Source organism: Micromonospora sp. NPDC020750 (assembly GCF_044334565.1).
Lineage (GTDB): Bacteria > Actinomycetota > Actinomycetes > Mycobacteriales > Micromonosporaceae > Micromonospora.
The window spans coordinates 247,345-269,149 of sequence record NZ_JBIRTH010000001.1 but is presented as its reverse complement, the minus strand read 5'-3'; the positions used below and the strand labels follow the sequence as shown (position 1 = coordinate 269,149).

Below are 21,805 nucleotides of genomic sequence, written 5' to 3'. Positions count from 1 at the left end.
CGGCTAGGCGATGAGGCTGGTGAAGAAGTCGCCGAAGCCTTGGGCGATGTCCATGATGCCGCCACCGATCGACTTGAAGACGTCTGCGGCCGAGTTCGGCCGGTAGGCGACAAAGAAGATCAAGAATGCGATACCGGCCCAGGTGAGGACCTTCTTGACCATGGCGGGCCATCCTCTCGCGCTGGCGCCGGGTCCATTTACCGCAGCGGCACCCAGAGTATCAGTAAGGTGTCGTACAGTGAATCTTTGCGTCCGTTCCCCGACAGAACGGGAGACTTGTCAGGCCTTCCCGTGCAGGTACGGGGACGGTGCGCCGTACACGAGCTCGGACGGCGTCCACTCCGTGAGGTCGCGCAACTCCACGTCCTCGGCGAGCAGATGCCCCGCACTCGCCGGCCAGGCTATCGCATGGAGCCACATTCCCCGAGCCTCGCCGGCGTACGCGCTTCGATCTGTCGGAGAATTCACGAGCCACAGTGGAGTCGGATGGCCGGCCACCCGGATCCTGGCCTGTCCGATGTGCTCCGGATGCCCGGGGCCGGGTTCGTTCAACGCTTCGGCGAGTTGCGGGCCCGGATCGGGGCCCGCCAGCCCGGCGAGCCGGGTGCCCAGGCCCACTCCCGGCTCCTCGGCCACGAAGACCAGATCGGCGGGGCCGCCACCGAGCGGCTCGGGCCCGGCGCAGGCGATCGCGGTGGCCCGCACCCCGGTCCGCTCGTCGCCGGCGTATGCCACGCCCGTCAGGGTCCAGCCGGGCGGCAGTGGCCAGGGGCACCACACCGGCGTGGCCGGCTCCGCCCCGGGCGCGGCGGCGGCGACCCGGTCCACCACGCTGGCCATGATCTCCGCGCCGATGTGCTCGGGCACGTGCAACGGCGGCACCGGGCCGCAGCGCAGGCACCGCCATTCGGTGTGCATGAGGTCCGGCTCCCGCACGGATCCACCACACCTCGGACAACTCACCGTGACACCCACGTTTCCACCGTCACCCCGGACGGCCGGGCCGTCAAGTCGAGCGGCCGTTTCCCCGGCGCGTCGGGCCGGGATTCCACCGACCGTGCCCGGCCGCGGCGCAGGGTCACCGGGCCGGCGTCCCGCCCGGATCCGGGCGGCGGACCGGTGTGGACACCAGCTCAGTCGGGCGGCGGGCCGGCGTAGGCCCGGATCCACGCGTGCATCGCGATGCCGCTGGCCACCCCGGCGTTGATCGATCGGGTCGAGCCGTACTGGGCAATCGAGAAGAGCTGGTCACAGGCCGTGCGGGCGGTCTCGGACAGCCCCGGGCCCTCCTGGCCGAAGAGCAGCACGCAGCGGCGCGGCAGGGTGGTCGTCTCCAGCGGTCGGGAGCCGGGCAGGTTGTCGATGCCGACCACCGGCAGGTCCCGCCCCACCGCCCAGGCGACGAACTCGTCGATCGTCTCGTGGTGTCGGACGTGCTGGTACCGGTCGGTCACCATGGCACCGCGCCGGTTCCACCGCCGCCGCCCGACGATGTGCACCTCGGCGGCGAGGAAGGCGTTGGCGTTGCGGACCACCGTGCCGATGTTGAAGTCGTGCTGCCAGTTCTCGACGGCCACGTGGAAGCCGTGCCGGCGCCGGTCGAGGTCGGCGACCACGGCCTCCCGCCGCCAGTACCGGTACCGGTCCACCACGTTGCGCCGGTCGCCCTCGGCGAGCAGGTCCGGGTCGTACCGGGGGTCGTCCGGCCGGTCGCCGGGCCACGGCCCCACGCCGACTTCGAGCTGGTCACCCGTCACGGTCTGAAGAGGGTACGGTCCGCCCGTCGGCCGCCGGCCGTGGGGTGCCCGCGGGGCCGGTCGCGGGCCGGCGGGGACGGCGGCCTGATCAGCCCAGGTCGAGCGCACCGCAGAGCCGGTCCAGGAAGCGTCGGTCGGCCGGAGCGGTGGGCACGTCCGCCGGGGCCGGGACCCCGCCGACGGTGACCCGGCAGACCCGGGCCGCCACCGACTGCACCCACTGCCGGTACGCGGCCGAGTCGGCGGGGTCGGCCCGGCGGCGCAGCACCCGCACCGCGGCCCGGCAGGCGGCCAGCAGGTCGACGAGATCGGTGAGCCGACCGGCCGGGGCGGGCGCCCCGTCGTGCCGGGCGTAGATGACGGCCACCACGGCACGGACCAGGTCGCTGTCGGAGGCCCGGCCCGCCGCCACGGCGTCCAGGCCGGCGAGCCCGGCGACGACGCCCCGCGTCGGGCGTCCGTGGGCGGGCGTGGCGGCGGCCACGAGCACGCGGCCGGGCAGCCCGGTCAGCAGGTCCCACTCGGCGGCGGAGTAGACGGCGGTGGTCAGCGGTGCGGCGCGGCGGCCGGCAGAGGGCGGCTCTCCGGCGACGGAGTGGCTCATGGGGACCTCCGGCGCCAGCATAAGCCTCCGACCAGGGAAAGGGCCCCAACCCGCAGAAGACGGCGGGAGGGGCCCGATGTCGGACGGGAGGGTCAGCGCGGCTCGGGGAAGCTCGGCCGCTCCGGGTCGACGCCCTCTCCGACGGCGTTGGCCGCGTACTCCCGTTTGGGGACCATCACCCGGCGGCGGAAGACGCAGACCATGGTGCCGTCCTGCTTGTAACCGCGGGTCTCCACGGAGACGACCCCCCGGTCGGGCTTCGAGCCGGACTCGCGCTTGTCCAGCACGGTGGTCTCGCCGTAGATGGTGTCGCCATGGAAGGTCGGGGCCACGTGCCGCAGCGACTCGACCTCGAGGTTCGCGATGGCCTTGCCGCTGACGTCGGGGACGGACATGCCGAGCAGCAGGGAGTAGATGTAGTTGCCGACCACCACGTTGCGCTGGAACTGGCTCGCCGACTCGGCGTAGTGGGCGTCCAGGTGCAGCGGGTGGTGGTTCATGGTGAGCAGGCAGAAGAGGTGGTCGTCGTACTCGGTGACGGTCTTGCCCGGCCAGTGCCGGTAGACCGCGCCGACCTCGAACTCCTCGTAGTAGCGGCCGAACTGCATCGATGTCCCCTTAACGGCGGCGACAGAGTTCGGGCCAGCATGCCTTATCGAGTGTTAAGGCGGAGGCCGAGGCCGGCCGACCGAGGAAATGTCACACCGGCGGCGGCACTTGGGAGGAGACGCAATGAGCGGCGGGGCCCTCCCCGGCACCCGCCGCCCACGCTCTGATGCGACAGATTCTGCCGTACGACAGTGCCAAACGAACAGAGACCGACGTCACATTTATCTTTTCGTAACAATACTCTGCGTGACCATCATCCAGTTCCGGAGCGATCTCCGCAGGTCGGATCGGCGCTAGTCAGACATCAGATCACCGGCACAGTGCCGCCGCCTGGGCGAACGATCCTGGAAGCGCTCCCATCACGGCTCGTCACGCAAATGCGTCGTGCATGTGCACGCCCCAAGCCGGAGACGACAGATGCAGGTCGATGCCCCTGGGCTCCCGCCCGCCGGCCGGCGGGGTTTCGGCACCGCCCGGCCGGGAATTCGTGGGCACCCGTCCTGGTTTCAGGAGGCGTAGTTGATTCCTCGGTGATCGGAGAGTGCAAATGGCAACCGTTGAGCTGACCACGGGGAACTTCGACGAGGTGGCGGGCAGCGACGGCATCGTCCTCGTCGACTTCTGGGCCGAGTGGTGCGGCCCGTGCAAGCGGTTCGCCCCGGTCTACGAGCGCTCCTCGGAGAAGCACCCGGCCATCGTCTTCGGCAAGGTCGACACGGAGGCGCAGCAGGAACTGGGCGCCAAGTTCGACATCCGCTCCATCCCGACGATCATGGCGATCCGGGACGGCGTGATCGTCTTCTCCCAGCCCGGCGCCCTGCCCGAGTCCGCCCTGGAGAACCTCATCGAGCAGGTTCAGGGCCTCGACATGGACGACGTCCGCAAGAAGCTGGCCGAGCACAACCACTGAACCGGCCACCGTGACGGCCGGGCCCCAGCTCCGGGGCCCGGCCGTCGTCGCGTCCCGGGTAGGCGGGTAGGGCCGTCGCAGGGGCCGGTCGTCGCAGCGGGCCGGTCGTCGCAGCGGGCGGAAAGTACCGGTACGGCCGGTGCCGACCGGCCGACGGACGGACCCCTGCCAGCCGATCCATCCCGTATGGTCCTGAACCGATGGAGACGTTGACCCGGCGTGGCCGGGCGGTACGGCTGGGCGCGACCGCGCTCGGCCTCGCCATGCTGCTCGCCGGCACGGCCTGGGGCAGCGACGACCACTTCCCGTTCGGCCCGTTCCGGATGTACTCCACCTCGGAGCCGCCCGACGCCCCCGCCCCGGACACCCGCGTCGAGGGCGTGGACCGCACCGGCGCGGTGGTCGACCTGGACCAGGACGCCACCGGCATCCGCCGCGCCGAGATCGAGGGCCAGCAGAGCCGGTACGTCGCCGAGCCGGACCGGCTGCGCCAGGTCGCCGACGCGTACGCCGAGCGCCACCCCGACGCCGCCGGGCTCGTCGAGGTGCGCATCGTGATCCGTTGGTACGGCATCGAGGGCGGCCGGCCGACCGGCCGCTGGGCCGACGAGACGGTGGTCAGCTGGCAGGCGGACCGGTGATCGGCTGGCTGACCGAGGCGGTCCCGCGCGGCCGGGTGGCCGCCTTCCGTACCCTGATCTATCTCTTCGTGGCTGCCGACCTGGTGTTCTTCACCCCCTGGGTGCGCACCCGGGCCAGCGTGCCCGGCGAGCTTTACCAGCCACTGCTCGTCGGGCGGGCGCTCCCGCTGCCCACCCCCACCCCGGCGCTGGTCGCCACGATCTTCTGGGTCCTGCTGCTCCTCGCCGCGCTCGCCGCGACCGGGCGCGCCCACCGGCTGCTCGGCTGGTCGGTCTTCGCGCTCTACCTGCAGTGGATGATCATCGCGATGAGCTACGGCAAGGTCGACCACGACCGGTTCGGCCTGCTCGTCGCGCTCGCCGTGCTCCCCGCCGCCGGGCGGGCCCGGCACGGCGACCCGACGCGCACCGAGGCCGGCGGCTGGGCGCTGCGAGTCACCCAGATCGCGGTGATCTGCACGTATTTTCTGGCCGCGTTCGCCAAGTTCCGGTTCGGCGGGCTCGACTGGGCCACCGGCTCGGTGCTGGCTCGGGCGATCATCCGGCGCGGCACCGACCTGGCCGACCTGATCGCCGGGGTGCCGTACCTGCTGCTCGTGGCCCAGTTCGGCATCCTCGCCTTCGAGCTGCTCAGCCCGGTGGTCTTCCTGCTGTCCGAGCGCTGGCGGCAGGCCATGATCGGCTTCTTCTACTCGTTCCACCTGGTCACCATGGCGACGATCACCATCTCGTTCGCGCCGCACCTGGTAGCGATGGCCGGCTTCCTGCCGCTGGAGCGGGTGCGCCCGGTGCTCTGGGCCCGACGGCTCGGCGGGCGCCGCCAACCTGGCCCGCGCGGGACCGGCGGGTCGGAGCCGACGCAGGCGGCCCCGGCTACGGCCACGGCCACGCCGGGTCAGGCGTCCGTGGTGGGCCGGCCGGCCGGGCCGTAGAGCCGCTCCCGCGCCTCCTGGGGCAGCGAGCAGGCGGCGGTGCCGCCCGGCAGCCGGTGCCGGTTGCGGGCCACCCAGCGGTACGCCGGCCAGGCCGCCGCGAGGACCGGCGGGAACCGCAGGCCGGCCCCGGCCACCCGCCAGAGCGGACCGCTGTCGCCGAGCAGCCTGGCGATCGCGTCCGGGCCGGCGGCCCGGGAGCCGTCCGCGCCGACCCACTGCACGGCCTCCTCGCACTCGGCCTCCGTCAGGCCCAGCGCGTCGAGGTCGGCGAACTGCCAGGGCAGCACCCGCGCCCCGGTGGGGATGCGGTGCTCGATGAACTGGGCGCACTTCGTGCAGAACGCGCAGTCGCCGTCGTAGACGAAGGTCGACGTCTCCATGGCTCCATCCTCCCCCGGCCGGGTGACCGCCGGAGTTCTGGTGTCCGGTAGGTCACTTGCGCTTCTTTCGCACACGTGTTCGAATAATGGCCATGCGCTGGGACAACCTCTCCGCTCCCCCGGACGAGGGCGGTTCCGGCCGGGCAGCGCCGGCGGCTCCACCCCTGCCGCCGGCGCTGCCCGGCGCGACAATTCGCACGTTCGACATCCCGGGGTTCGCCGGGACGACCGGCCTACCGGGTCACCCCGGGACATCACCAACCGACACCGGCGATCTCATCGCCGACGGCATGGTCAGCCACAACCGCTTCGCCCGCAACACCCGCCTACCGGCCGGTTACAGTCGGGGGGTGCGCACCGCCCAGCAGATCCTCGCCGATTCCGCCGTGATCGCCGTCGTGGGCGCGTCCCGAGACCCGAGCAAGGCCGCGCACCGGGTGCCGGCGCAGATGCAGCGGTACGGCTGGCGGATCATCCCGGTCAACCCGACGGTCGACGAGCTGTTCGGCGAGCGGGCGTACGCGTCGCTGGCCGACATCCCGCACCCGGTCGACCTGGTGGACGTGTTCCGCCCGGCCCGGGACGCGGTCGGCGTGGTCCGCGAGGCGGTGGCGATCGGCGCGCCCGCGGTCTGGTTGCAGCTCGGGATCGTCTCGTCGGAGGCGCGGCGGATCGCCGAGGAGGCCGGGATCGACTATGTCGAGGACCGTTGCCTCATCGTCGAGCGCGCCGCCGCCGGCCTGACCCGCCTGCCCTGACCCGCCTGCCCTGACGGGTGTCGCCCCCGACCCGGGCCGGTCAGAGCTTGTACTCCTTGAGCAGGCCACGCGAGATGATCGTCTTTTGGATCTCCGAGGTGCCCTCGCCGATGAGCAGGAACGGGGCCTCCCGCATCAGCCGCTCGATCTCGTACTCCTTGGAGTAGCCGTAGCCGCCGTGGATGCGGAAGGCCTCCTGGACCACCTCGGCGCAGTACTCGGAGGCGAGCAGCTTGGCCATCCCGGCCTCGACGTCGTTGCGCTGGCCGGCGTCCTTGAGCCGGGCGGCGTTGACCATCAGGGCGTGCGCGGCCTCGATCTTCGTGCCCATCTCGGCGAGCTTGAAGGCGATCGCCTGGTGCTTCGCCAGCGGCTGGCCGAAGGTCTTCCGCTGCTGGGCGTACGCGACGGCCAGCTCGAAGGCGCGGATGGAGATGCCGCAGGCGCGGGCGGCGACGTTGACCCGGCCGACCTCGATGCCGTCCATCATCTGGTAGAAGCCGCGGCCGACCTTGTCCGGTCCGCCGAGCACGGTGGCGGCGGGGACGGTGACGCCGTCGAGGACCATCTCGGTGGTCTCGACCCCCTTGTAGCCCATCTTGTCGATCTTGCCGGGGATGGTCAGGCCGGGCGCGGTCTCGCCGAAGCCGGGCTCCTTCTCCAGCAGGAAGGTGCTCATGTTGCCGTACACCGAGTCGGCGCCGGTGTCGGTCCTGACCAGGGTCGCCACCACCGAGGAGTACGCCCCGTTGGTCAGCCACATCTTCTGGCCGTTCAGGACGTAGTTGTCGCCGTCGCGGACCGCCCTGGACTTGATCGCCGAGACGTCGGAGCCACACTCGGGCTCGGACATGGAGAACGCGCCGCGCACCTCGCCGGTCGCCATTCGCGGTAGCAGCCGGGCCTGCTGCTCGGCCGAGCCGTGCTGGGAAATCAGGTACGCCACGATGAAGTGGGTGTTGACGATGCCGGAGATCGACATCCAGCCCCGGGACAGCTCCTCGACCACCAGGGCGTAGGTCAGCAGGGACTCGCCGAGTCCGCCGTGCTCCTCGGCGATGGTCAGCCCGAACAGCCCCATCTCGCGCATCCCGTCGAGGATGTCGGTGGGGTACTCGTCGGTGTGCTCCAACCGCTGCGCGTGCGGGATGATCTCCTTGTCGGCGAACTCCCGGACGGTTTCCAGGATCGACCGCTGCACGTCGGTCAGGCCGGGTGTCTGGGCGAGTCGGGCCATCTCAGCCTCCGGGGATCGGCGCATTACTCATGGGTAACTGAACGCTCGGTCAGTATCGGCCTCCCGGGCGGCGAGGCCAAGGCAACCTGTCCACACAACCGCTGTGAAAAGGTTCACCGCTGCGGGTAGCGTCCGCAACAGGGCAGGTCACCAAGGGTGCGCGGGAGGGGCCGAATGAGTTATCCACCGCAGGAGCCGGACCAGCCGCCGTCGCCGTACGAGCCGCCGCCCGGCGAGCCCGGCCAGTCGGGCCCGCCCTCGGGATACGAGCAGTACGGGCAACCGGGCCAGTACGGCCCACCCCCGGGTCACGGGCAGTACGGCCAGCCGGGGGCGTACCCCGGCCAGCCAGGGCAGTACGGCCAGCCGGGGCAGTACCCCGGCCAGCCGCCGCCCGGCCGGGCGACGAACATCCTCGCCGTACTGGCGCTGGTTTTCGCGTTCGTCTTCCCGCCTGCCGGCATCGTGTTCGGGCACGTGGCCAAGCAGCAGCTCCGGCGCACCGGCGAGGAGGGCGACCAGCTCGCCACCTGGGGCCTGATCCTCGGCTACCTCTTCACCGCGATCGGCCTGCTGGCCTGCTGCGGTTGGATGGCGCTGACGATCTGGGGCAGCTCCGGCGGCGGCAGCTCCTACAACTGACGCCCGGGCCGGTCACCGGAACTGAGCCTCCCGCACGCTGTTCCCGCCGTCCACCACCAGCATCTGCCCGGTGATGTACGACGCGGCGGGCGAGCAGAGGAACGCGATCGCGGCGGCCACCTCGTCCGGGGTGCCAGGGCGGCCCACCGGGGTGCCGAGCCCCTGCCGGATCTCCGCCACGGTGGAGGCGGCCGTGTGGATGGTCCCCGGGGCCACCGAGTTCACCGTCACCCCGTCGGCGATCATCTCCATCGCCAGCGCCCGGGTCAGGCCGACCACGCCCGCCTTCGCGGCGGCGTACGCCGCCTCGGTGGGCAGGGCGTTGACCGGGCCTGCGGTGGCCGCCAGGTTGACGATCCGCCCCCAGCCACGCTCGGCCATCCCGCCGATGAACGCGCGGCTGCACAGGAACGCGGTGGTCAGGTTCCGCTCGATCTCGCCGTGCCACTCCGCGTAGCTGAGCTGGGCCACCGGGCGAAGCACCTCGGGGCTGGCCCGGCTGGCCAGGCCGGCGTTGTTGACCAGCACCTCCACGTCGCCGAGTTGCTCGGCGACCGCGTCGGCGAGCGCCCCGACCTCCGACTCGTCGGTGAGGTCGGCGACGAACCCGGTCACCCCCAGCTCGCCGGCCCGTTCGTGGATGCGCCGGGTGGTGGACACGATGGCCACCCGGGCGCCCAGGTCGGCCAGCCGACGGGCCGTGGCGTACCCGATGCCGTCGGGGCTGCCGGCCCCGGTGACCAGGGCGACCCTGCCGTCGAGCCGCATGGTGACGGGGTCGGCCAGCGGCGCCGGGGCGTCCTGGTCGGCCGGGGCCGTCGCGGCGGTGGCCCGGCCACGCCGGGCCAGGCCCGGTCGGCTCGCGTCCCGCCGCGGTCGGCTTCCGGAACGGTCCGCGGACCGCGCGTCTGCTGCCATGCCGAGATCCTGCCCGCTACGCCCCCGCCGGGCAACGCGGCACCCGGTAACGGGGACGCCCATCTTGGGCAGGCCTGGCTACCCTGACCGCGCACCCTCGACAGACGGAGAGAACCGATGACATATCCGCCGCCGTCCGGCACCGACCCCTGGTCCCAGCCGTCCACCCCGCCCGTCGACCCCACCCTGCCGGTCAGCGGGCAGCCGATCCCCGGCCAGCCGACGGGCGTGGACCCGTACGCGCCCGTCGACCCGTACGCGGGGATGAAGTCGGGGCAGCCCGCGCCCGCCGCCGACCCGTACGCCGTGCCCGGCTACGCACCCGTCGGCTACCCGCCGGCCGGCTACCCCGGGTACGGGTACCCGCAGCCGCCGAGGACCAACGGCCTGGCCATCGCGGCACTGGTGCTCGCCCTGGTCGGCATCGCGTCCTGCATCACCGCGCCGGTCGGCGCGATCATGGGTCACGTCGCCCAGAAGCAGATCCGGCAGACCGGCGAGGGCGGGGAGGGGATGGCGAAGGCGGCCATCATCGTCGGCTGGATCCTCACCGGCCTGATAGTGCTGGGGATCATCTTCTACATCGTGATGATCGGCCTCGCGATCTACGCGGGCAGCACGAGCAGCAGCAGCAGCTACTGACGCTGGGCCGGCACTACCCGGTGCCGCCCCGCGCCCCGGGGCGGCACCGGGTCACCCCGCAGGGGGCGTGAAGCCGGAGGTGCGGGTCAGCCCGGCCGCGCGCCCCTTGGCCGCGATCACCAGGGCCATCTTGCGGGACGCCTCGTCGATCATCTCGTCGCCGAGCATCACCGCGCCGAGCCGGCCGCCCGCCTCCGAGGTGTAGTGCTCGTACGCGTCGAGGATCAGCTCCGCGTGGTCGTAGTCGGCCTGGGCCGGCGAGTAGACCTCGTTCGCGGCGTCGATCTGCCCGGGGTGCAGCACCCACTTGCCGTCGAAGCCCAGCGCGGCCGACCGCCCGGCCACCTCCCGGAACGCGTCGACGTCCCGGATCTGCAGGAACGGGCCGTCGATGGCCTGCTTGTCGTGCATCCGGGCGGCCATCAGGATGCGCATCAGGATGTAGTGGTACGGGTCGCCCGGGTAGTCGGGGATGAGCGCGCCCACCACCAGGGACCTCATGTTGATCGAGGCCATGAAGTCGGCCGGCCCGAAGATGATGGTCTCCACCCGGGGCGACGCGGCGGCGATGGCGTCGACGTTGACCAGTCCGGCGGCGTTCTCGATCTGTGCCTCGATGCCGATCCGGCCAACCTCGAGGCCGAGGGTCTTCTCGAGCTGGGTGAGCGTCAGGTCCAGCCACTGCACCTGGGCGGCGTTCTGCACCTTCGGCAACATCACGCAGTCCAGGTTGGCGCCGGCCCCCTCGACAACCTCGATCACGTCCCGGTACGTCCACGGGGTGGTGAGGTCGTTGACCCGGACCACCCGGGTCTTCCCGGCCCAGTCGCCCTCGTTGAGCGCGGCCACGATGTTCTTGCGCGCGTCCGGCTTGGCCAGCGGGGCCACCGCGTCCTCCAGGTCCAGGAAAACCTGGTCGGCGGGGAGGCCCTGGGCCTTGCCGAGCATCTTGACGCTGGAACCGGGCACGGCGAGGCAGGATCGGCGAGGACGACCGACAGCGGCCATGGATGCGCTCCTTCCCGCGTCGGCGGACCGGCCGACGGGCTGACGGCCCGCCGCGCCGGCGGACTTAACGATCGCAAAGGTGGTTGTGACGCCACGGTAGCCTCGTGCCGTGACCGGGGTGAATGGACCTGTGGAAGATCTCACTGGGCGTCGGATCGTGGTGGTGACCGGAGCCAGCTCCGGCATCGGACTGGCCGCCGCCGTGGACCTGGCGCGCCGCGGTGACCGGGTGGCACTGGTCGGCCGGGACCCGGCCCGCCTCCAGGCGGCCGGCGACCGCGTGCGGGACGCCAGCGGCGAGCGGCCCGAACTGTTCCGGGCCGACTTCGCGGTCCTCGACGACGTGCGAGGGCTGGCGGAACGGCTGCGTGCCGCGTACGACCGGATCGACGTGCTGGCCAACAACGCCGGGGCGATCGTGCTGCGCCCGGTCACCACGATCGACGGGTTCGAGCTGTCGATGCAGGCCAACCACCTGGCCCCGTTCCTGCTCAGCACCCTGCTGCGGGATCGGGTCGGCAGGCTGGTGGTCACCGCCTCCGGGGCGCACCGCAGCGGCGTACTGGACCCGGACGACCTCAATGCCACGCTGCGCGGCTACCGGCCGATGCGCGCGTACGGCACCAGCAAGCAGGCGAACATCCTGTTCACCGCCGAGGCGGCCCGCCGCTGGCCGGGGATCCCCGCGTACTGCTTCCACCCGGGTGTGGTGCGGACCCGGTTCGGCGCGGACAGCCGGCTGGTGGCCCTGGGCATGCGGGTCCTGCCGTTCCGCAGCCCGGAGAAGGGCGCCGAGACGCTGGTCTGGCTCGCCGACCAGGAGCCGGCCAGGCTGACGTCCGGCGGCTACTACGCCGACCGGCGGCCCCGCCGACCGCTGCGCAAGGCCGCCGACCCGCGGCTCGCCGCCCGCCTCTGGACGGCCAGCGCGGAGGCGGTCGGCGTCGACGCCGGGTAGAGCCCGCCCAGCCGCCACGCGGCGCCGGTCGCGCCCGCCTCACCCGGGCAGGTGCACCGGGACGCTGGTCACCACCACCCCGGCCAGTTCCCGCAGCGCCCGGCGCAGCCGCCGCTCCACCTGACTGTGCAACGGCCGGTGCCAGGGATGGCGCAGCACCACCTCGGGCACGATCACGGTGAGCACCAGATCGGCCCTGGAGGCGTGCAGCGCCTCCAGGTAGTGGGCCAGCGGCCCGATCACCGCCCGGTACGGCGACACGATCGTCTCCAGCCGCAGGTGGTCCCCCCACGCCTCCCACTGCCCACGGAACCGGTCGGCCTCCTCCTCGTTCGGGGCGAGGTGCACCGCCAGGGTCGGCTGCCCGAGCGACGCCGCGTACGCGAGGGCGCGCAGCGAGGCCCGGTTGAGCCGGGCCACCGGCACCACCACCAGGTGCCGGATCTGCTGTGGCACCTCCTGCCCCTCGGCCGGCAGGGGCGGCCCGGGGGACGCCGGGACAGTGCCGGGCGGGCGCAGCGCCAGCACCCGGTGCAGCCGTCGGTAGTGCCGCTGTATTCGATGGAAGAGCAGCACCAGCAACGGCACGGCGACGAGCACCACCCAGGCGCCTTCGGCGAACTTGGCGACCGCGGCGGTCAGCAGGACCAACCCGGACAGCGTCGCACCGAGCGCGTTGACCGCCAGCCGGCGGCGCCAGCGCGCCCCGCGCCGGCGCCGCCAGTGCACCACCATCCCGACCTGGGAGAGGGTGAACGCCAGGAACACCCCGACCGCGTAGAGCGGGATCAGCGCCTCGGTGTGTCCGCCGAAGGCGAGGAAGACGAGCGCTGCCGTCACGGAGAGCGCCAGGAGGCCGTTGCCGAACGCCAGCCGGTCCCCCATGTGCAGGAACCGGCGCGGGGCGTGCCCGGCCCGGGCCATGAAGAACAGCAGCCGGGGGAAGTCGTTGAAGGCGGTGTTCGCGGCCAGCAGCAGGATCAGCGCGGTGGCCGCCTGCACCAGCGCATACCAGGGGCCGGTGGGAAAGCTGCTCCGGGCGAGCTGGGACAGCAGCGTCTGACCGGGCCTGGGCACCAGGCCGTTCAGGTGGATGAGCACGACGATGCCGGCGAACAGGCACACCAGCATGGCGACCATCCAGCTCAGGGCGGTGCGGGCGTTGCGCCACTCGGGCGGCCGGAACGCCGGCACCGCGTTGGACACCGCCTCGATGCCGGTCATCGACACCGCCCCGGAGGAGAACGCCCGCAGCACCAGCAGCAGGCCCAGCCCTTCGGCCACCGGCACGTCCGGCGGCGGCAGCGCCGCGAATCCCCGGCCGGCCGCCTGGAGGAAGCCGACGCCGAGCACCGCCAGCAGCGCGACGACGAAGGCGTACGTGGGGAGCACGAAGAGGTTCCCGGCGGTACGCACGCCCCGGAGGTTGCCGGCGAGCAGCACCGCGATCATCAGCACGCCGAGCGGAACGGTGAGCCCGGTGAGCCCTGGCAGGGCCGAGGTGACGGCGTGCACGCCGGCGGCCACCGACACCGACACGGTCAGTACGTAGTCGACCATCAGCCCGGCGGCTGCGGCGAGCCCCGCCCCGGCGCCCAGATTGTCGCCGGCCACGATGTACGAGCCGGCGCCGTGCGGGTAGGCCGGGATGGTCTGCCGGTAGGAGATGCCGACCGTGATCATCAGCACCACCAGCAGCGCGGCCAGCGGCAACGACAGCCCGAGCGCGGTGCTGCCGGCCAGCACCAGCACGGTCAGCATCGCCTCCGGCCCGTACGCCACCGAGCTGAGCAGGTCGGAGGAGAGCACCGGCAGGGCGACCAGCTTGCGCATCCGCTCGTACAGCACGGCGGAGCTGGTCAGCGGCGGTCCGAGCGCTCCCCGGCGGAGCCGACCGAGGCCGCGACCGAGGCGGGAGCCGGGCAGGTTCGCCGGCTCGGTGGCGACCAGCTCGTCGGGCTCGCCGACCTGGAACATCTCGATCGGCGCCAGCCGGCCGAACCGGCTCGGGGCGGGCCGGCGGCGGTACCGCCCGAGGGTCGGGTCCACCGGCAGTTCCCCCGCCGGCCCCGGCTGGTCCCGCCGGGTCACCTGCCACCGTTCCCCGATCCGCCGCAGCGACCCCAGTTCCTCCGGCCCCAGGGCCGGGAACTCCGCCGTCGGGGTGACGACCGTCCCCTCCCCACCGCCTTCGCCCATCCCACCGCCCCTCTCCCCTCGCACTGTCGCCGAAGAGGTGCGCCGGGGCGGGCGGAACCGCGACACTCGCCGCGGAAAGTACGCGGAGTCAGGCCGGCGGACGCTCGGTGAGCGGGGTCGCGTCGGCCGGCAGTGGGGTGGGGACGACCCGGCGGCCGGCACGCGCCCCACCGAGCACCACCACGACGACGCCCACCAGCAGCAGCGCGAGCCCGGGCAGCGCGGTGGCCCGGGGGAGCTGACCGAGCCAGGCCCAGGCGATCAGGGCGGCCCCGGGGGCTTCCAGCAGGATCAGCACGCTGACCGTGGTCGCCGGGATCCGGCGCAGCGCGTAGTTGAACATCGAGTGGCCGAGGAGCTGGGCGCCGCCCACCAGGGCGAGGATCGCCAGCCACGTGCCGGCGTCCCAGCCGCCCAGCCGCACCCCGCCGACCAGGCAGACCGCCAGCAGGACCAGCGCGCACACCCCGTAGCAGACGATGGTGTACGTAGTGGTGCTGACGGTGCTGCGGGCCCGCTCCCCGAGGGCGGTGTAGACCGCGGCGAACATGCCGCCAGCCAGCGCGAGCAGGTCGCCGGCGAACGCCGGGCCGGAGACGCCGAAGTCGGCCCCCGAGGCGAGCGCCGCGCCGCCGACCGACACCCCGATGCCGGCCCAGACCGCCGCCGGCAACCGGCGCCCCTGACCCCGGGCGATCAGCCCCTGCCAGACCGGTTGGGTGGCGACCAGGGCGGTGGCCGCGGCAACTGAGGTGAGTCGGACGCTCGGCATCCAGGTGGCGAAGTGGGCGGCCAGCGCGACCCCGGAGAACACGCAGTACCAGCCCTCGCGCCGGCCCGCGCCGACGGTCAGCGCCCGGAACTCGGCCCGTCGCCGGGCCAGCGCGAACGGGCCGAGCACGCCGACCGAGAGCAGGTTCCGCCAGAAGGCGATCGCCAGGGCCGGCGCGGCCGCGAAGGCGATCAGCGGCGCGGACGAGGAGACCGCGACGACGGCCAGGGCGACGACGCCGACGGTCGGCGCGTCGACCGGCGGGCGGTGCTGCGGGGGTACGGACACGGAAAGCAATCCTCACACGGCACGGGACACCACAGAACGTCAGCGCTCCGTTACGATCATGGAATTCCGTCGGCGACCCTCCCCTCGACGCCCGGAGGCACCTCCCCATGCCCGTCTTTCATGCGGTGCTGTTCGACTTCTTCGGCACACTCACCCGTTCCGTGCAGCGCGGCACGGCCCACCGGTCCACCGCCGAACTACTCGGTTGCCCGGTCGAGGCGCTCGCCGCCGTGCTCGACCGCAGCTATTACGAGCGCGCCAGCGGGCGGTTCGGCGACGCCCAGGCGACCCTGCGCTGGGTCTGCGACCAGGCCGGGGTGAACCCGCCGGAGAGCGCGCTGCGCGCGGCGGTCCGGTCCCGGCACCGGGCGGTCCGGGCCGACACCCGGCTGCGCGACGAGGCGGTGCCCGTGCTGGCGGCGCTGCGCCAGCGTGGCCTGGGCACCGGGCTGGTCAGCGACTGCACCCACGAACTGCCGGCCTTCCTGCCCCAGTTGGCCGTCGACCCGCTGCTCGACGTGCGGGTCTTCTCGGTGGAACTCGGTCGCTGCAAGCCCGACCCGGCGCTCTACCTGGCCGCGTGCCGGCTGCTGGGGCTGCCGCCGACCGACTGCCTGTACGTCGGCGACGGGGGCAGCCGGGAGCTCACCGGCGCGAAGCAGGCGGGCCTGACGGCGGTGCGGCTGGCTGCCCCGGACCTGGCCGAGCACATGGTGTTCGACGCCGAGCCGGACTGGACCGGGCCCGTGCTCCGCTCGCTGACCGAGGTCATCGACCTGGTGGACCCGGCCGCCGTGCCGGCCTGACCCGCCGATCCTGGGTGCCCCGGCTGTCCGGCCAACCCTCGGTTGCGCCCTATGGAGCTGCCCCGTTCGTGCTGCCGCCGACCCGGTAGCGCAACCGGGGCAGCTCCCATAGGGCGCGCTGGGCATCACCCCGGCACAGCCATGCCTTGACGGCTACGGGTCGCCCGGCCGGCACTCTCGACCACGCTCCGGGCTTAGGTGCGCCTGCATCTCACGGCCGGCCGCTCTGACCTGCTGGCAGTACGCTGCCCCGCCGCGGCAAGCGGGGCGGACGGCTCAGCGGCGGCGGCGGACCCGGTGCAGGCGGAACGGACTGCGAGTGACCCGGACCACCGGGGCCGGTCGGGGCGGCTCAGCGAGCGAGGAGTCCGGGAGCCGGGCGCCGGCGGTGGGCTCGCCGGTCGGAACCAGCCGGACCAGGGCGCAGCCCTCGGCGGCCCACCGCCGCACCAGGTCGGCCGTGGGGCCGGGGGCGTTCAGCCGCTTGGCGGCCACCGTCGGGGCCAGGGCCGTCCACTCCTCGCTGTCGGGAGTCACCCGGGCCACCCGGGCCGGCCAGGCCACGATCCGCCCGCCGTGGTCGCCACGCAGGGTGACCTGCGCCTCGGCCGCCTCCGCCAGGCCTGGTGCCGCCTGCTCGCCGGGACCGCTCACCACCAGGAGCGACCCCTCGAACGGTACGCACCACAGCGCCCGCGCCGGCTCGCCCGCGACGCCCACCCAGGCGACAGCCGCCTTCTTGACCGCCTCGTCGACCAGGGGCGTCGCGACCCGCTCGTCCACCTCGTCCGTCACCCCGGCATCCTCCCGCATGTCCTCGGGCCCGCGCGACCGCACCGCCATCCCGGGTCGCGCCCTGCCGACCCGGCGCGCCACTCAGCCGACGAAGGGCGGTACGGCGATCTCGCCCCGGGCCACCGCCATCACGTCGCCGGTCACCGTGGCGCCGACCGCGGCGCCGTGGGCCGCCGTGACCGTACAGGCCAGGAAGGACGGGCGGTTGATCTCGGCGCCCTGCCGGACGGCGTAGGAGGAACGGCCGTCGCCCGGCAGCAGGCCGCTGGCGACCAGCCACACCCCGAGCCCGAGGGCGGCCGACCCGGTCGCCGGGTCCTCCGAGACGCCGTGCCCCGGCACGAACACCCGGGCGTGTGCGGTTTGCGAGTCGGCCTCCCAGGAGAAGACGCTGACATGCTCGATCCCGTACCGCTCCGCCGCCGCCGTGTTGACCCGGGCGCGGGCCACCGCGTCCGGCCGCACCGGCAGGTACGGGAACTCCAGCCCGCAGCCGGCCACCCGGGGGGCCGGGCCGGCGTGGTCGTCGGCGGTCAGGCCGGTCATCTCCAGCAGCGGCTCCAGGTCCAGCTCGGGGCCGAGGGTGGGAATGCCGCCGGTCAGCGTCGCGCCGGTCGCGGTCACCTCGATCGGCAGCGCCCCCGCCCCGCACTCCTGGGTGACCTGCCCCACGCCGAACATCCCGCGCCGGCTCGCGGTCACCGCCGCGCCGACGCTGGGGTGCCCGGCGAACGGCAGCTCGCCGGTGGGGGTGAAGATCCGCGCCCGGTAGGTGACCCCGGCCTGTGTGGGAGGCAGCACGAACACCGTCTCGGACAGGTTGAACTCCAGCGCGAGCGCCTGCATCTGCTCGGTGGCCAGCCCTTCGGCGCCGAACACCACGGCCAGCGGGTTGCCGGCGAAGGGGCGGTCGGTGAAGACGTCCACGATCTCGTACGCCAAGGTCGACATGTTGATAAACAGTAGGCGCTTAGGCTGGTGCCCGTGAGCACGCCGAACCGGGTCTACATCGCCCGACTCGCCGGAGTCGCCGTCTTCGACCCGAACGGTGACCAGGTGGGACGGGTGCGGGACGCGGTCGCCCGGATCCGGCCGACCCAGCGCCCGCCCGAGGTCGTGGGTCTGGTGGCGGAGATGCCGATGCGCCGGCGGATCTTCCTGTCCATCAACCGGATCACCTCCATCGACGCCGACGCGGTGGTGCTCGGCACCGGCACCCTCAATCTGCGCCGGTTCGAGAAGCGACCCAACGAGCTGCTGGTGCTCCAGGAGCTGCTGGACCGGCGGGTGCAGATCGACCCGAGCGGCCAGCCGGGCGCGGTGGTCGACGTGGCGATGGAGTGCAGCCGGGGCGGCGAGTGGTCGCTGAGCCGGGTGGCCGTGCGCGAACACACTGGCCGGCTCACCCGCCGTGGCCATCTCCAGCAGGTCGACTGGGACCGGGTGCGCGGCCTGAGCGGCATCGGCGAGAACCGGGGTACGGCGAACCTGCTCGCCGTACTGGAGGACATGCGACCGGCCGACCTGGCCAACGCCCTCCAGGACCTGCCCGACGCCCGACGAAACGAGGTGGCGGCGGCGCTGGACGACGAGCGGCTGGCCGACGTGCTCAGCGAGCTGCCCGAGCGCGACCAGGTGGAGATCCTCGCCGCGCTGGACCGGGACCGGGCCGCGGACGTGCTGGAGGAGATGGACCCGGACGACGCCGCCGACCTGCTCAACGAGCTGCCCCCGTCCGAGCAGGACATGCTGCTCGACCTGATGGAGCCGAACGAGGCAGACCCGGTACGCCAGCTGCTGAAGTACACCTCCGGTACGGCCGGCAGCGTGATGACCTCGGAGCCGGTGATCCTCCCCCCGGACGCCACGGTCGCCGAGGCCCTCGCCCGAATCCGGGAGGAGCACCTCTCCCCTGCGGTGGCCGCCCAGGTCTTCGTGACCCGCGCGCCGCTGACCACCCCGACCGGGCGTTTCCTGGGCATGGTGCACTTCCAGCGGCTGCTCCGCGAGCCGCCGGCCGACCTGCTCGGCGGGGTGGTGGTCAACGACATCGACCCGCTGCGCCCCGCCACGCCGCTGCCGGAGATCACCCGCCGGATGGCCACGTACGACCTGGTCGCCATGCCCGTGGTGGACCGGAACAACCGGCTGGTCGGTGCGGTCACGGTCGACGACGTGCTGGACCACTCGTTGCCGCGCGACTGGCGGGACCGGGACGCCGAGTCCGCCCCGAGCGGACCCGTGGTGCTGGACGGCGCGGATGAGTGAGCAGCGTCGGGCCGAGCGGCTGGACCAGCCGCGCGAGCCCCGGGGGGTGAAGCTGCCCCGGTTCGACGCGGAGGCGTTCGGCCGCTGGTCCGAGGGGATCGCCCGGGGCATGGGCACGGCCAACTTCATCGTCTACATGACGGTGGTGATCGCCGCCTGGTTCGTCTGGAACACGCTGGCCCCGGCGAGCCTGCGTTTCGACCCGTACACCTTCACCTTCCTGACCCTGGTGCTCTCCCTCCAGGCCTCGTACGCGGCGCCGCTGATCCTGCTCGCGCAGAACCGGCAGACGGACCGGGACCGGGTGGGGATGGAGGAGGACCGGCGCCGGGCGACGATGCAGAAGGCGGACACGGAGTACCTGGCCAGGGAGGTCGCCGCGCTGCGGATCGCGCTGGGCGAGGTGGCGACCCGGGACTTCCTCCGCTCGGAGCTGGCCCGGCTGGCCGAGGAGTTGGACGAGGCCACCCAGCGCCGGCAACGGCTGGAGCGCGGGCAGCAGGACAAGCCGGCCCCCCACCGGGCCGGGGAGCCCCGCGCTCGCGGAGAACGACGTGGTCGCGGGGAGCATCGTGGTTCCCGGGAGGCCCGTGGAGCCGATGAGACGGCTGAGGCCAGGCAGGCGCGTGAGGCCGGGGAGACGCTCAAGGCCGGGGAGCCGCCTGGGGCCGGGGAGCCGCTCGACGAGCCGATCGACGAACTGGACGGCGACTTTGCCCAGGACGGCCGCCCGGAGGGCCCAGCCCCCGGCAACGCTGACGGGCCGGACCGGCAACGCTGACGGGCCGGACCGGCAACGCTCCGGCCGGGAGCCCGCAGGCCCGGGGAAGTCGGGCGCAAGGCCACCCTCCGGCCGGCGGGCCGGAGCGGTGGCCGTCGGGGCCATCGATTCGCTCACACCGGTCCCGGCGGCGGCCGGCACGGATCGCCCCCGACGTAGCATTGCGGGCATGTCAGCACCCGTCAGCACCGTCGAGGACGCCATCCAGGCCGCCCTGGCCACCGTCGACGACCCGGAGATCCGCCGGCCCATCACCGATCTCGGCATGGTCCGCTCCGCCCAGGTCGGCGACGACGGCGTGGTCCGGGTCGAGCTGCTGCTCACCGTGGCCGGCTGCCCGCTGAAGGACAAGCTGCGTACCGACATCACCGCCGCCGTGGGCGCGGTGCCCGGGGTGACCGGGGTGGAGATCGAGTTCGGGGTGATGAGCCCCGAGCAGCGCCAGGGTCTCCAGGCGAAGCTGCGCGGTGGCGGCGCCGCCGCGGAGCCGGTGATCCCGTTCGCCCAGCCCGGCTCCCGCACCCGCGTCTACGCGGTGGCCAGCGGCAAGGGCGGCGTGGGCAAGTCCAGCGTCACGGTCAACCTGGCCGCCGCGCTGGCCGCCCGGGGCCTGTCGGTGGGCGTGGTGGACGCCGACATCTACGGACACTCGGTACCCCGGATGCTCGGCACGGACGCCCGTCCCACCCGCGTCGAGGACATGATCATGCCGCCGCAGTCGCACGGCGTGAAGATCATCTCGATCGGCATGTTCACCGCCGGCAATGCCGCCGTGGTGTGGCGCGGCCCGATGCTGCACCGGGCGTTGCAGCAGTTCCTGGCCGACGTCTACTGGGGCGAGCTGGACGTGCTCCTGCTGGACCTGCCCCCGGGCACCGGCGACGTGGCCATCTCGCTGGCCCAGCTCCTGCCGAACGCGGAGATCCTCGTGGTGACCACCCCGCAGGCCGCCGCCGCCGAGGTGGCCGAGAGGGCCGGCGCGATCGCGGTGCAGACCCACCAGCGAGTGGTCGGCGTGATCGAGAACATGTCCTGGCTGGAACTGCCCGACGGCACCCGGATGGAGGTCTTCGGCTCCGGCGGCGGCGAGGTGGTCGCCGAGTCGCTGACCCGGACGGTCGGCGCCCAGGTGCCGCTGCTGGGTCAGATCCCGCTGGACACCCGGGTCCGGGAGTCCGGCGACGCCGGCAACCCGATCGTGCTGGCCGAGCCGGAGTCGCCGGCGGCGAAGGCCCTGAACGGGGTCGCCGACCGGCTGGCGGTGCGGCGGGAGTCCCTGCTCGGCAAGCCGCTCGGCCTCAAGCCCGCCGGCCGCTGACCCGGCCACCCGTCGTATCGAACGGGGGCGGCGCGCTCCGGTACGGGGCACGCCGCCCCCGTTCGGCTCCCAGCCCGGGGCGAGCCCGGTCAGGTGGCGTCGTCGTAGCTGGCCGTGCGGGGGGCGGGGGCCGTCGCGGGGCCACCCGCGGCCGAACCGCCAGGGGTCTTCGTCCGCAGGTCCACCGAGGCGGCCACGTCCTTGAGGTCGTCGTGCACGCCGGTGACGTCAGCCCGCAGGTTGTCGTACACGCCCTGGAGGGGTTTCCGGATCGCCTGCTCGTCCTCCTCGCTGAGCAGGTGCTTGCGGATGAACGCCTTCGGGTGCAGGTCCTCAAGCTGGATGTCGGTGCCCAGTTCGCGGCTGAGGTCGCCGGTCGCGTTGCGGGCCATGGCGCGCAGGTTGCGGACCATCCGCAGCCCGTCGTTGATCACGACGGGCAGCCGGTCACCGAAGATCAGCAGCGCCAGGAGCAGCAGCGCACCGATCTCCCACCAGTTCAGGTTGTCGAACACTGCTGGGCCTCCTCGTCGGCGTCAGCCAAGACTACGCACGTCGGACGCCCGACCGGGAGGGGGT

The 21,805-nt window shown here is 73.2% G+C and carries 24 protein-coding genes and 1 pseudogene; 11 read left to right on the top strand and 14 right to left on the bottom strand.

The annotated features are described in order from the left end of the window. Positions 1-3: 3 nt before the first annotated feature. The 5 genes from ACH4T9_RS01325 to ACH4T9_RS01305 all read right to left on the bottom strand — a co-directional run bounded on the left by ACH4T9_RS01325 (position 4) and on the right by ACH4T9_RS01305 (position 2,969). Entirely contained in the window at positions 4-162 is a 159-nt protein-coding gene (locus ACH4T9_RS01325) for a hypothetical protein (protein WP_165878125.1), read from the bottom strand. Positions 163-279: 117 nt separating this feature from the next. Continuing rightward, positions 280-963: a DUF6758 family protein gene (locus ACH4T9_RS01320; RefSeq protein ID WP_396669222.1), complete on the bottom strand. Its 684-nt coding sequence runs from the start codon at positions 961-963 to the stop codon at positions 280-282. A 170-nt stretch (positions 964-1,133) separates the two neighbouring features. After that, positions 1,134-1,757 (bottom strand): TrmH family RNA methyltransferase, encoded by a 624-nt coding sequence (locus ACH4T9_RS01315; RefSeq protein ID WP_396669221.1) that lies wholly within the window; start codon positions 1,755-1,757, stop codon positions 1,134-1,136. An 88-nt stretch (positions 1,758-1,845) separates the two neighbouring features. Beyond that, positions 1,846-2,382: a hypothetical protein gene (locus tag ACH4T9_RS01310; protein ID WP_396669220.1), complete on the bottom strand. Its 537-nt coding sequence runs from the start codon at positions 2,380-2,382 to the stop codon at positions 1,846-1,848. Positions 2,383-2,453: 71 nt separating this feature from the next. Beyond that, the gene (locus ACH4T9_RS01305; RefSeq protein WP_387019458.1) at positions 2,454-2,969 is read right to left on the bottom strand and encodes a MaoC family dehydratase; all 516 of its coding nucleotides are present in this window, start codon (positions 2,967-2,969) and stop codon (positions 2,454-2,456) included. 548 nt (positions 2,970-3,517) lie between these two features. Between ACH4T9_RS01305 and trxA the strand changes: the two genes are divergently transcribed. The 3 genes from trxA to ACH4T9_RS01290 all read left to right on the top strand — a co-directional run bounded on the left by trxA (position 3,518) and on the right by ACH4T9_RS01290 (position 5,453). Beyond that, a complete protein-coding gene (trxA, locus tag ACH4T9_RS01300) occupies positions 3,518-3,880 on the top strand; it encodes a thioredoxin (protein ID WP_387019455.1) in 363 nt (120 codons plus the stop codon). Positions 3,881-4,080: 200 nt separating this feature from the next. Next, positions 4,081-4,521: a hypothetical protein gene (locus ACH4T9_RS01295; RefSeq protein ID WP_396669219.1), complete on the top strand. Its 441-nt coding sequence runs from the start codon at positions 4,081-4,083 to the stop codon at positions 4,519-4,521. Further along, on the top strand, positions 4,518-5,453 hold the full coding sequence (locus tag ACH4T9_RS01290; protein WP_396669218.1) for an MFS transporter permease: 936 nt from the start codon (positions 4,518-4,520) through the stop codon (positions 5,451-5,453). The genes ACH4T9_RS01295 and ACH4T9_RS01290 overlap by 4 nt, the downstream gene beginning before the upstream one ends. Here the strand turns inward: ACH4T9_RS01290 and ACH4T9_RS01285 are convergent. Beyond that, positions 5,417-5,836: a thiol-disulfide oxidoreductase DCC family protein gene (locus ACH4T9_RS01285; protein WP_396669217.1), complete on the bottom strand. Its 420-nt coding sequence runs from the start codon at positions 5,834-5,836 to the stop codon at positions 5,417-5,419. The genes ACH4T9_RS01290 and ACH4T9_RS01285 overlap by 37 nt on opposite strands. 350 nt (positions 5,837-6,186) lie before the next feature. Between ACH4T9_RS01285 and ACH4T9_RS01280 the strand changes: the two genes are divergently transcribed. Continuing rightward, positions 6,187-6,594, top strand: a complete 408-nt coding sequence (locus ACH4T9_RS01280; protein WP_396669869.1) for a CoA-binding protein — start codon at positions 6,187-6,189, stop codon at positions 6,592-6,594. Positions 6,595-6,634: 40 nt separating this feature from the next. Here ACH4T9_RS01280 and ACH4T9_RS01275 read toward each other — a convergent pair whose 3' ends face one another. Further along, entirely contained in the window at positions 6,635-7,831 is a 1,197-nt protein-coding gene (locus tag ACH4T9_RS01275; protein ID WP_396669868.1) for an acyl-CoA dehydrogenase family protein, read from the bottom strand. Positions 7,832-8,005: 174 nt separating this feature from the next. On the opposite strand from ACH4T9_RS01275, the gene ACH4T9_RS01270 reads away from it, so the two are divergent. Next, positions 8,006-8,473 carry a DUF4190 domain-containing protein gene (locus ACH4T9_RS01270; protein WP_396669216.1) on the top strand — a complete coding sequence of 156 codons (468 nt, stop codon included), beginning with the start codon at positions 8,006-8,008 and terminating at the stop codon, positions 8,471-8,473. A gap of 12 nt (positions 8,474-8,485) precedes the next feature. Here the strand turns inward: ACH4T9_RS01270 and ACH4T9_RS01265 are convergent, their stop codons facing one another. Then, on the bottom strand, positions 8,486-9,322 hold the full coding sequence (locus tag ACH4T9_RS01265) for an SDR family NAD(P)-dependent oxidoreductase (RefSeq protein ID WP_396669867.1): 837 nt from the start codon (positions 9,320-9,322) through the stop codon (positions 8,486-8,488). Between the two features lie 186 nt (positions 9,323-9,508). Between ACH4T9_RS01265 and ACH4T9_RS01260 the strand changes: the two genes are divergently transcribed. Continuing rightward, the gene (locus ACH4T9_RS01260; RefSeq protein ID WP_396669215.1) at positions 9,509-10,033 is read left to right on the top strand and encodes a DUF4190 domain-containing protein; all 525 of its coding nucleotides are present in this window, start codon (positions 9,509-9,511) and stop codon (positions 10,031-10,033) included. Between the two features lie 51 nt (positions 10,034-10,084). On the opposite strand, the gene ACH4T9_RS01255 is transcribed toward ACH4T9_RS01260, so the two are convergent. Then, positions 10,085-11,041: an HpcH/HpaI aldolase/citrate lyase family protein gene (locus tag ACH4T9_RS01255; protein WP_396669214.1), complete on the bottom strand. Its 957-nt coding sequence runs from the start codon at positions 11,039-11,041 to the stop codon at positions 10,085-10,087. A 130-nt stretch (positions 11,042-11,171) separates the two neighbouring features. Between ACH4T9_RS01255 and ACH4T9_RS01250 the strand changes: the two genes are divergently transcribed. Then, on the top strand, positions 11,172-11,999 hold the full coding sequence (locus tag ACH4T9_RS01250) for an SDR family NAD(P)-dependent oxidoreductase (RefSeq protein ID WP_396669213.1): 828 nt from the start codon (positions 11,172-11,174) through the stop codon (positions 11,997-11,999). Positions 12,000-12,038: 39 nt separating this feature from the next. Here ACH4T9_RS01250 and ACH4T9_RS01245 read toward each other — a convergent pair whose 3' ends face one another. After that, a complete protein-coding gene (locus tag ACH4T9_RS01245; RefSeq protein WP_396669212.1) occupies positions 12,039-14,198 on the bottom strand; it encodes an APC family permease in 2,160 nt (719 codons plus the stop codon). A gap of 88 nt (positions 14,199-14,286) precedes the next feature. Continuing rightward, entirely contained in the window at positions 14,287-15,267 is a 981-nt protein-coding gene (locus ACH4T9_RS01240) for a DMT family transporter (RefSeq protein ID WP_396669211.1), read from the bottom strand. 98 nt (positions 15,268-15,365) lie between these two features. On the opposite strand from ACH4T9_RS01240, the gene ACH4T9_RS01235 reads away from it, so the two are divergent. Next, a complete protein-coding gene (locus tag ACH4T9_RS01235) occupies positions 15,366-16,064 on the top strand; it encodes an HAD family hydrolase (RefSeq protein WP_396669210.1) in 699 nt (232 codons plus the stop codon). 276 nt (positions 16,065-16,340) lie between these two features. Here the strand turns inward: ACH4T9_RS01235 and ACH4T9_RS01230 are convergent, their stop codons facing one another. Continuing rightward, positions 16,341-16,877, bottom strand: a complete 537-nt coding sequence (locus ACH4T9_RS01230) for a hypothetical protein (protein ID WP_396669209.1) — start codon at positions 16,875-16,877, stop codon at positions 16,341-16,343. Positions 16,878-16,940: 63 nt separating this feature from the next. After that, positions 16,941-17,810: a PhzF family phenazine biosynthesis protein gene (locus tag ACH4T9_RS01225; RefSeq protein ID WP_396669208.1), complete on the bottom strand. Its 870-nt coding sequence runs from the start codon at positions 17,808-17,810 to the stop codon at positions 16,941-16,943. 33 nt (positions 17,811-17,843) lie between these two features. Between ACH4T9_RS01225 and ACH4T9_RS01220 the strand changes: the two genes are divergently transcribed. The 3 genes and pseudogenes from ACH4T9_RS01220 to ACH4T9_RS01210 all read left to right on the top strand — a co-directional run bounded on the left by ACH4T9_RS01220 (position 17,844) and on the right by ACH4T9_RS01210 (position 21,226). Continuing rightward, positions 17,844-19,127, top strand: coding sequence for a magnesium transporter MgtE N-terminal domain-containing protein (locus ACH4T9_RS01220; RefSeq protein ID WP_396669207.1), 1,284 nt, complete (start codon positions 17,844-17,846; stop codon positions 19,125-19,127). Further along, positions 19,120-19,615 (top strand): annotated as a pseudogene (locus tag ACH4T9_RS01215) (DUF1003 domain-containing protein); the annotation flags it as partial. The gene ACH4T9_RS01220 and the pseudogene ACH4T9_RS01215, both read left to right, overlap by 8 nt. A gap of 462 nt (positions 19,616-20,077) precedes the next feature. After that, positions 20,078-21,226, top strand: a complete 1,149-nt coding sequence (locus ACH4T9_RS01210) for an Mrp/NBP35 family ATP-binding protein (RefSeq protein WP_396669206.1) — start codon at positions 20,078-20,080, stop codon at positions 21,224-21,226. Between the two features lie 89 nt (positions 21,227-21,315). On the opposite strand, the gene ACH4T9_RS01205 is transcribed toward ACH4T9_RS01210, so the two are convergent. Then, the gene (locus ACH4T9_RS01205) at positions 21,316-21,741 is read right to left on the bottom strand and encodes a preprotein translocase subunit TatB (protein WP_396669205.1); all 426 of its coding nucleotides are present in this window, start codon (positions 21,739-21,741) and stop codon (positions 21,316-21,318) included. Between the last annotated feature and the right edge of the window lie 64 nt (positions 21,742-21,805).

Excerpts from the sequence above, each read along its gene's own strand:
- ACH4T9_RS01325 (WP_165878125.1), bottom strand. The coding sequence starts at position 162 with ATGGTCAAGAAGGTCCTCACCTGGGCCGGTATCGCATTCTTGATCTTC.
- ACH4T9_RS01310 (WP_396669220.1), bottom strand. The coding sequence starts at position 2,382 with ATGCTGGCGCCGGAGGTCCCCATGAGCCACTCCGTCGCCGGAGAGCCG.
- ACH4T9_RS01305 (WP_387019458.1), bottom strand. The coding sequence starts at position 2,969 with ATGCAGTTCGGCCGCTACTACGAGGAGTTCGAGGTCGGCGCGGTCTAC.
- trxA (WP_387019455.1), top strand. The coding sequence starts at position 3,518 with ATGGCAACCGTTGAGCTGACCACGGGGAACTTCGACGAGGTGGCGGGC.
- ACH4T9_RS01295 (WP_396669219.1), top strand. The coding sequence starts at position 4,081 with ATGGAGACGTTGACCCGGCGTGGCCGGGCGGTACGGCTGGGCGCGACC.
- ACH4T9_RS01285 (WP_396669217.1), bottom strand. The coding sequence starts at position 5,836 with ATGGAGACGTCGACCTTCGTCTACGACGGCGACTGCGCGTTCTGCACG.
- ACH4T9_RS01275 (WP_396669868.1), bottom strand. The coding sequence starts at position 7,831 with ATGGCCCGACTCGCCCAGACACCCGGCCTGACCGACGTGCAGCGGTCG.
- ACH4T9_RS01270 (WP_396669216.1), top strand. The coding sequence starts at position 8,006 with ATGAGTTATCCACCGCAGGAGCCGGACCAGCCGCCGTCGCCGTACGAG.
- ACH4T9_RS01260 (WP_396669215.1), top strand. The coding sequence starts at position 9,509 with ATGACATATCCGCCGCCGTCCGGCACCGACCCCTGGTCCCAGCCGTCC.
- ACH4T9_RS01255 (WP_396669214.1), bottom strand. The coding sequence starts at position 11,041 with ATGGCCGCTGTCGGTCGTCCTCGCCGATCCTGCCTCGCCGTGCCCGGT.
- ACH4T9_RS01245 (WP_396669212.1), bottom strand. The coding sequence starts at position 14,198 with ATGGGCGAAGGCGGTGGGGAGGGGACGGTCGTCACCCCGACGGCGGAG.
- ACH4T9_RS01235 (WP_396669210.1), top strand. The coding sequence starts at position 15,366 with ATGCCCGTCTTTCATGCGGTGCTGTTCGACTTCTTCGGCACACTCACC.
- ACH4T9_RS01230 (WP_396669209.1), bottom strand. The coding sequence starts at position 16,877 with ATGCGGGAGGATGCCGGGGTGACGGACGAGGTGGACGAGCGGGTCGCG.
- ACH4T9_RS01225 (WP_396669208.1), bottom strand. The coding sequence starts at position 17,810 with ATGTCGACCTTGGCGTACGAGATCGTGGACGTCTTCACCGACCGCCCC.
- ACH4T9_RS01210 (WP_396669206.1), top strand. The coding sequence starts at position 20,078 with ATGTCAGCACCCGTCAGCACCGTCGAGGACGCCATCCAGGCCGCCCTG.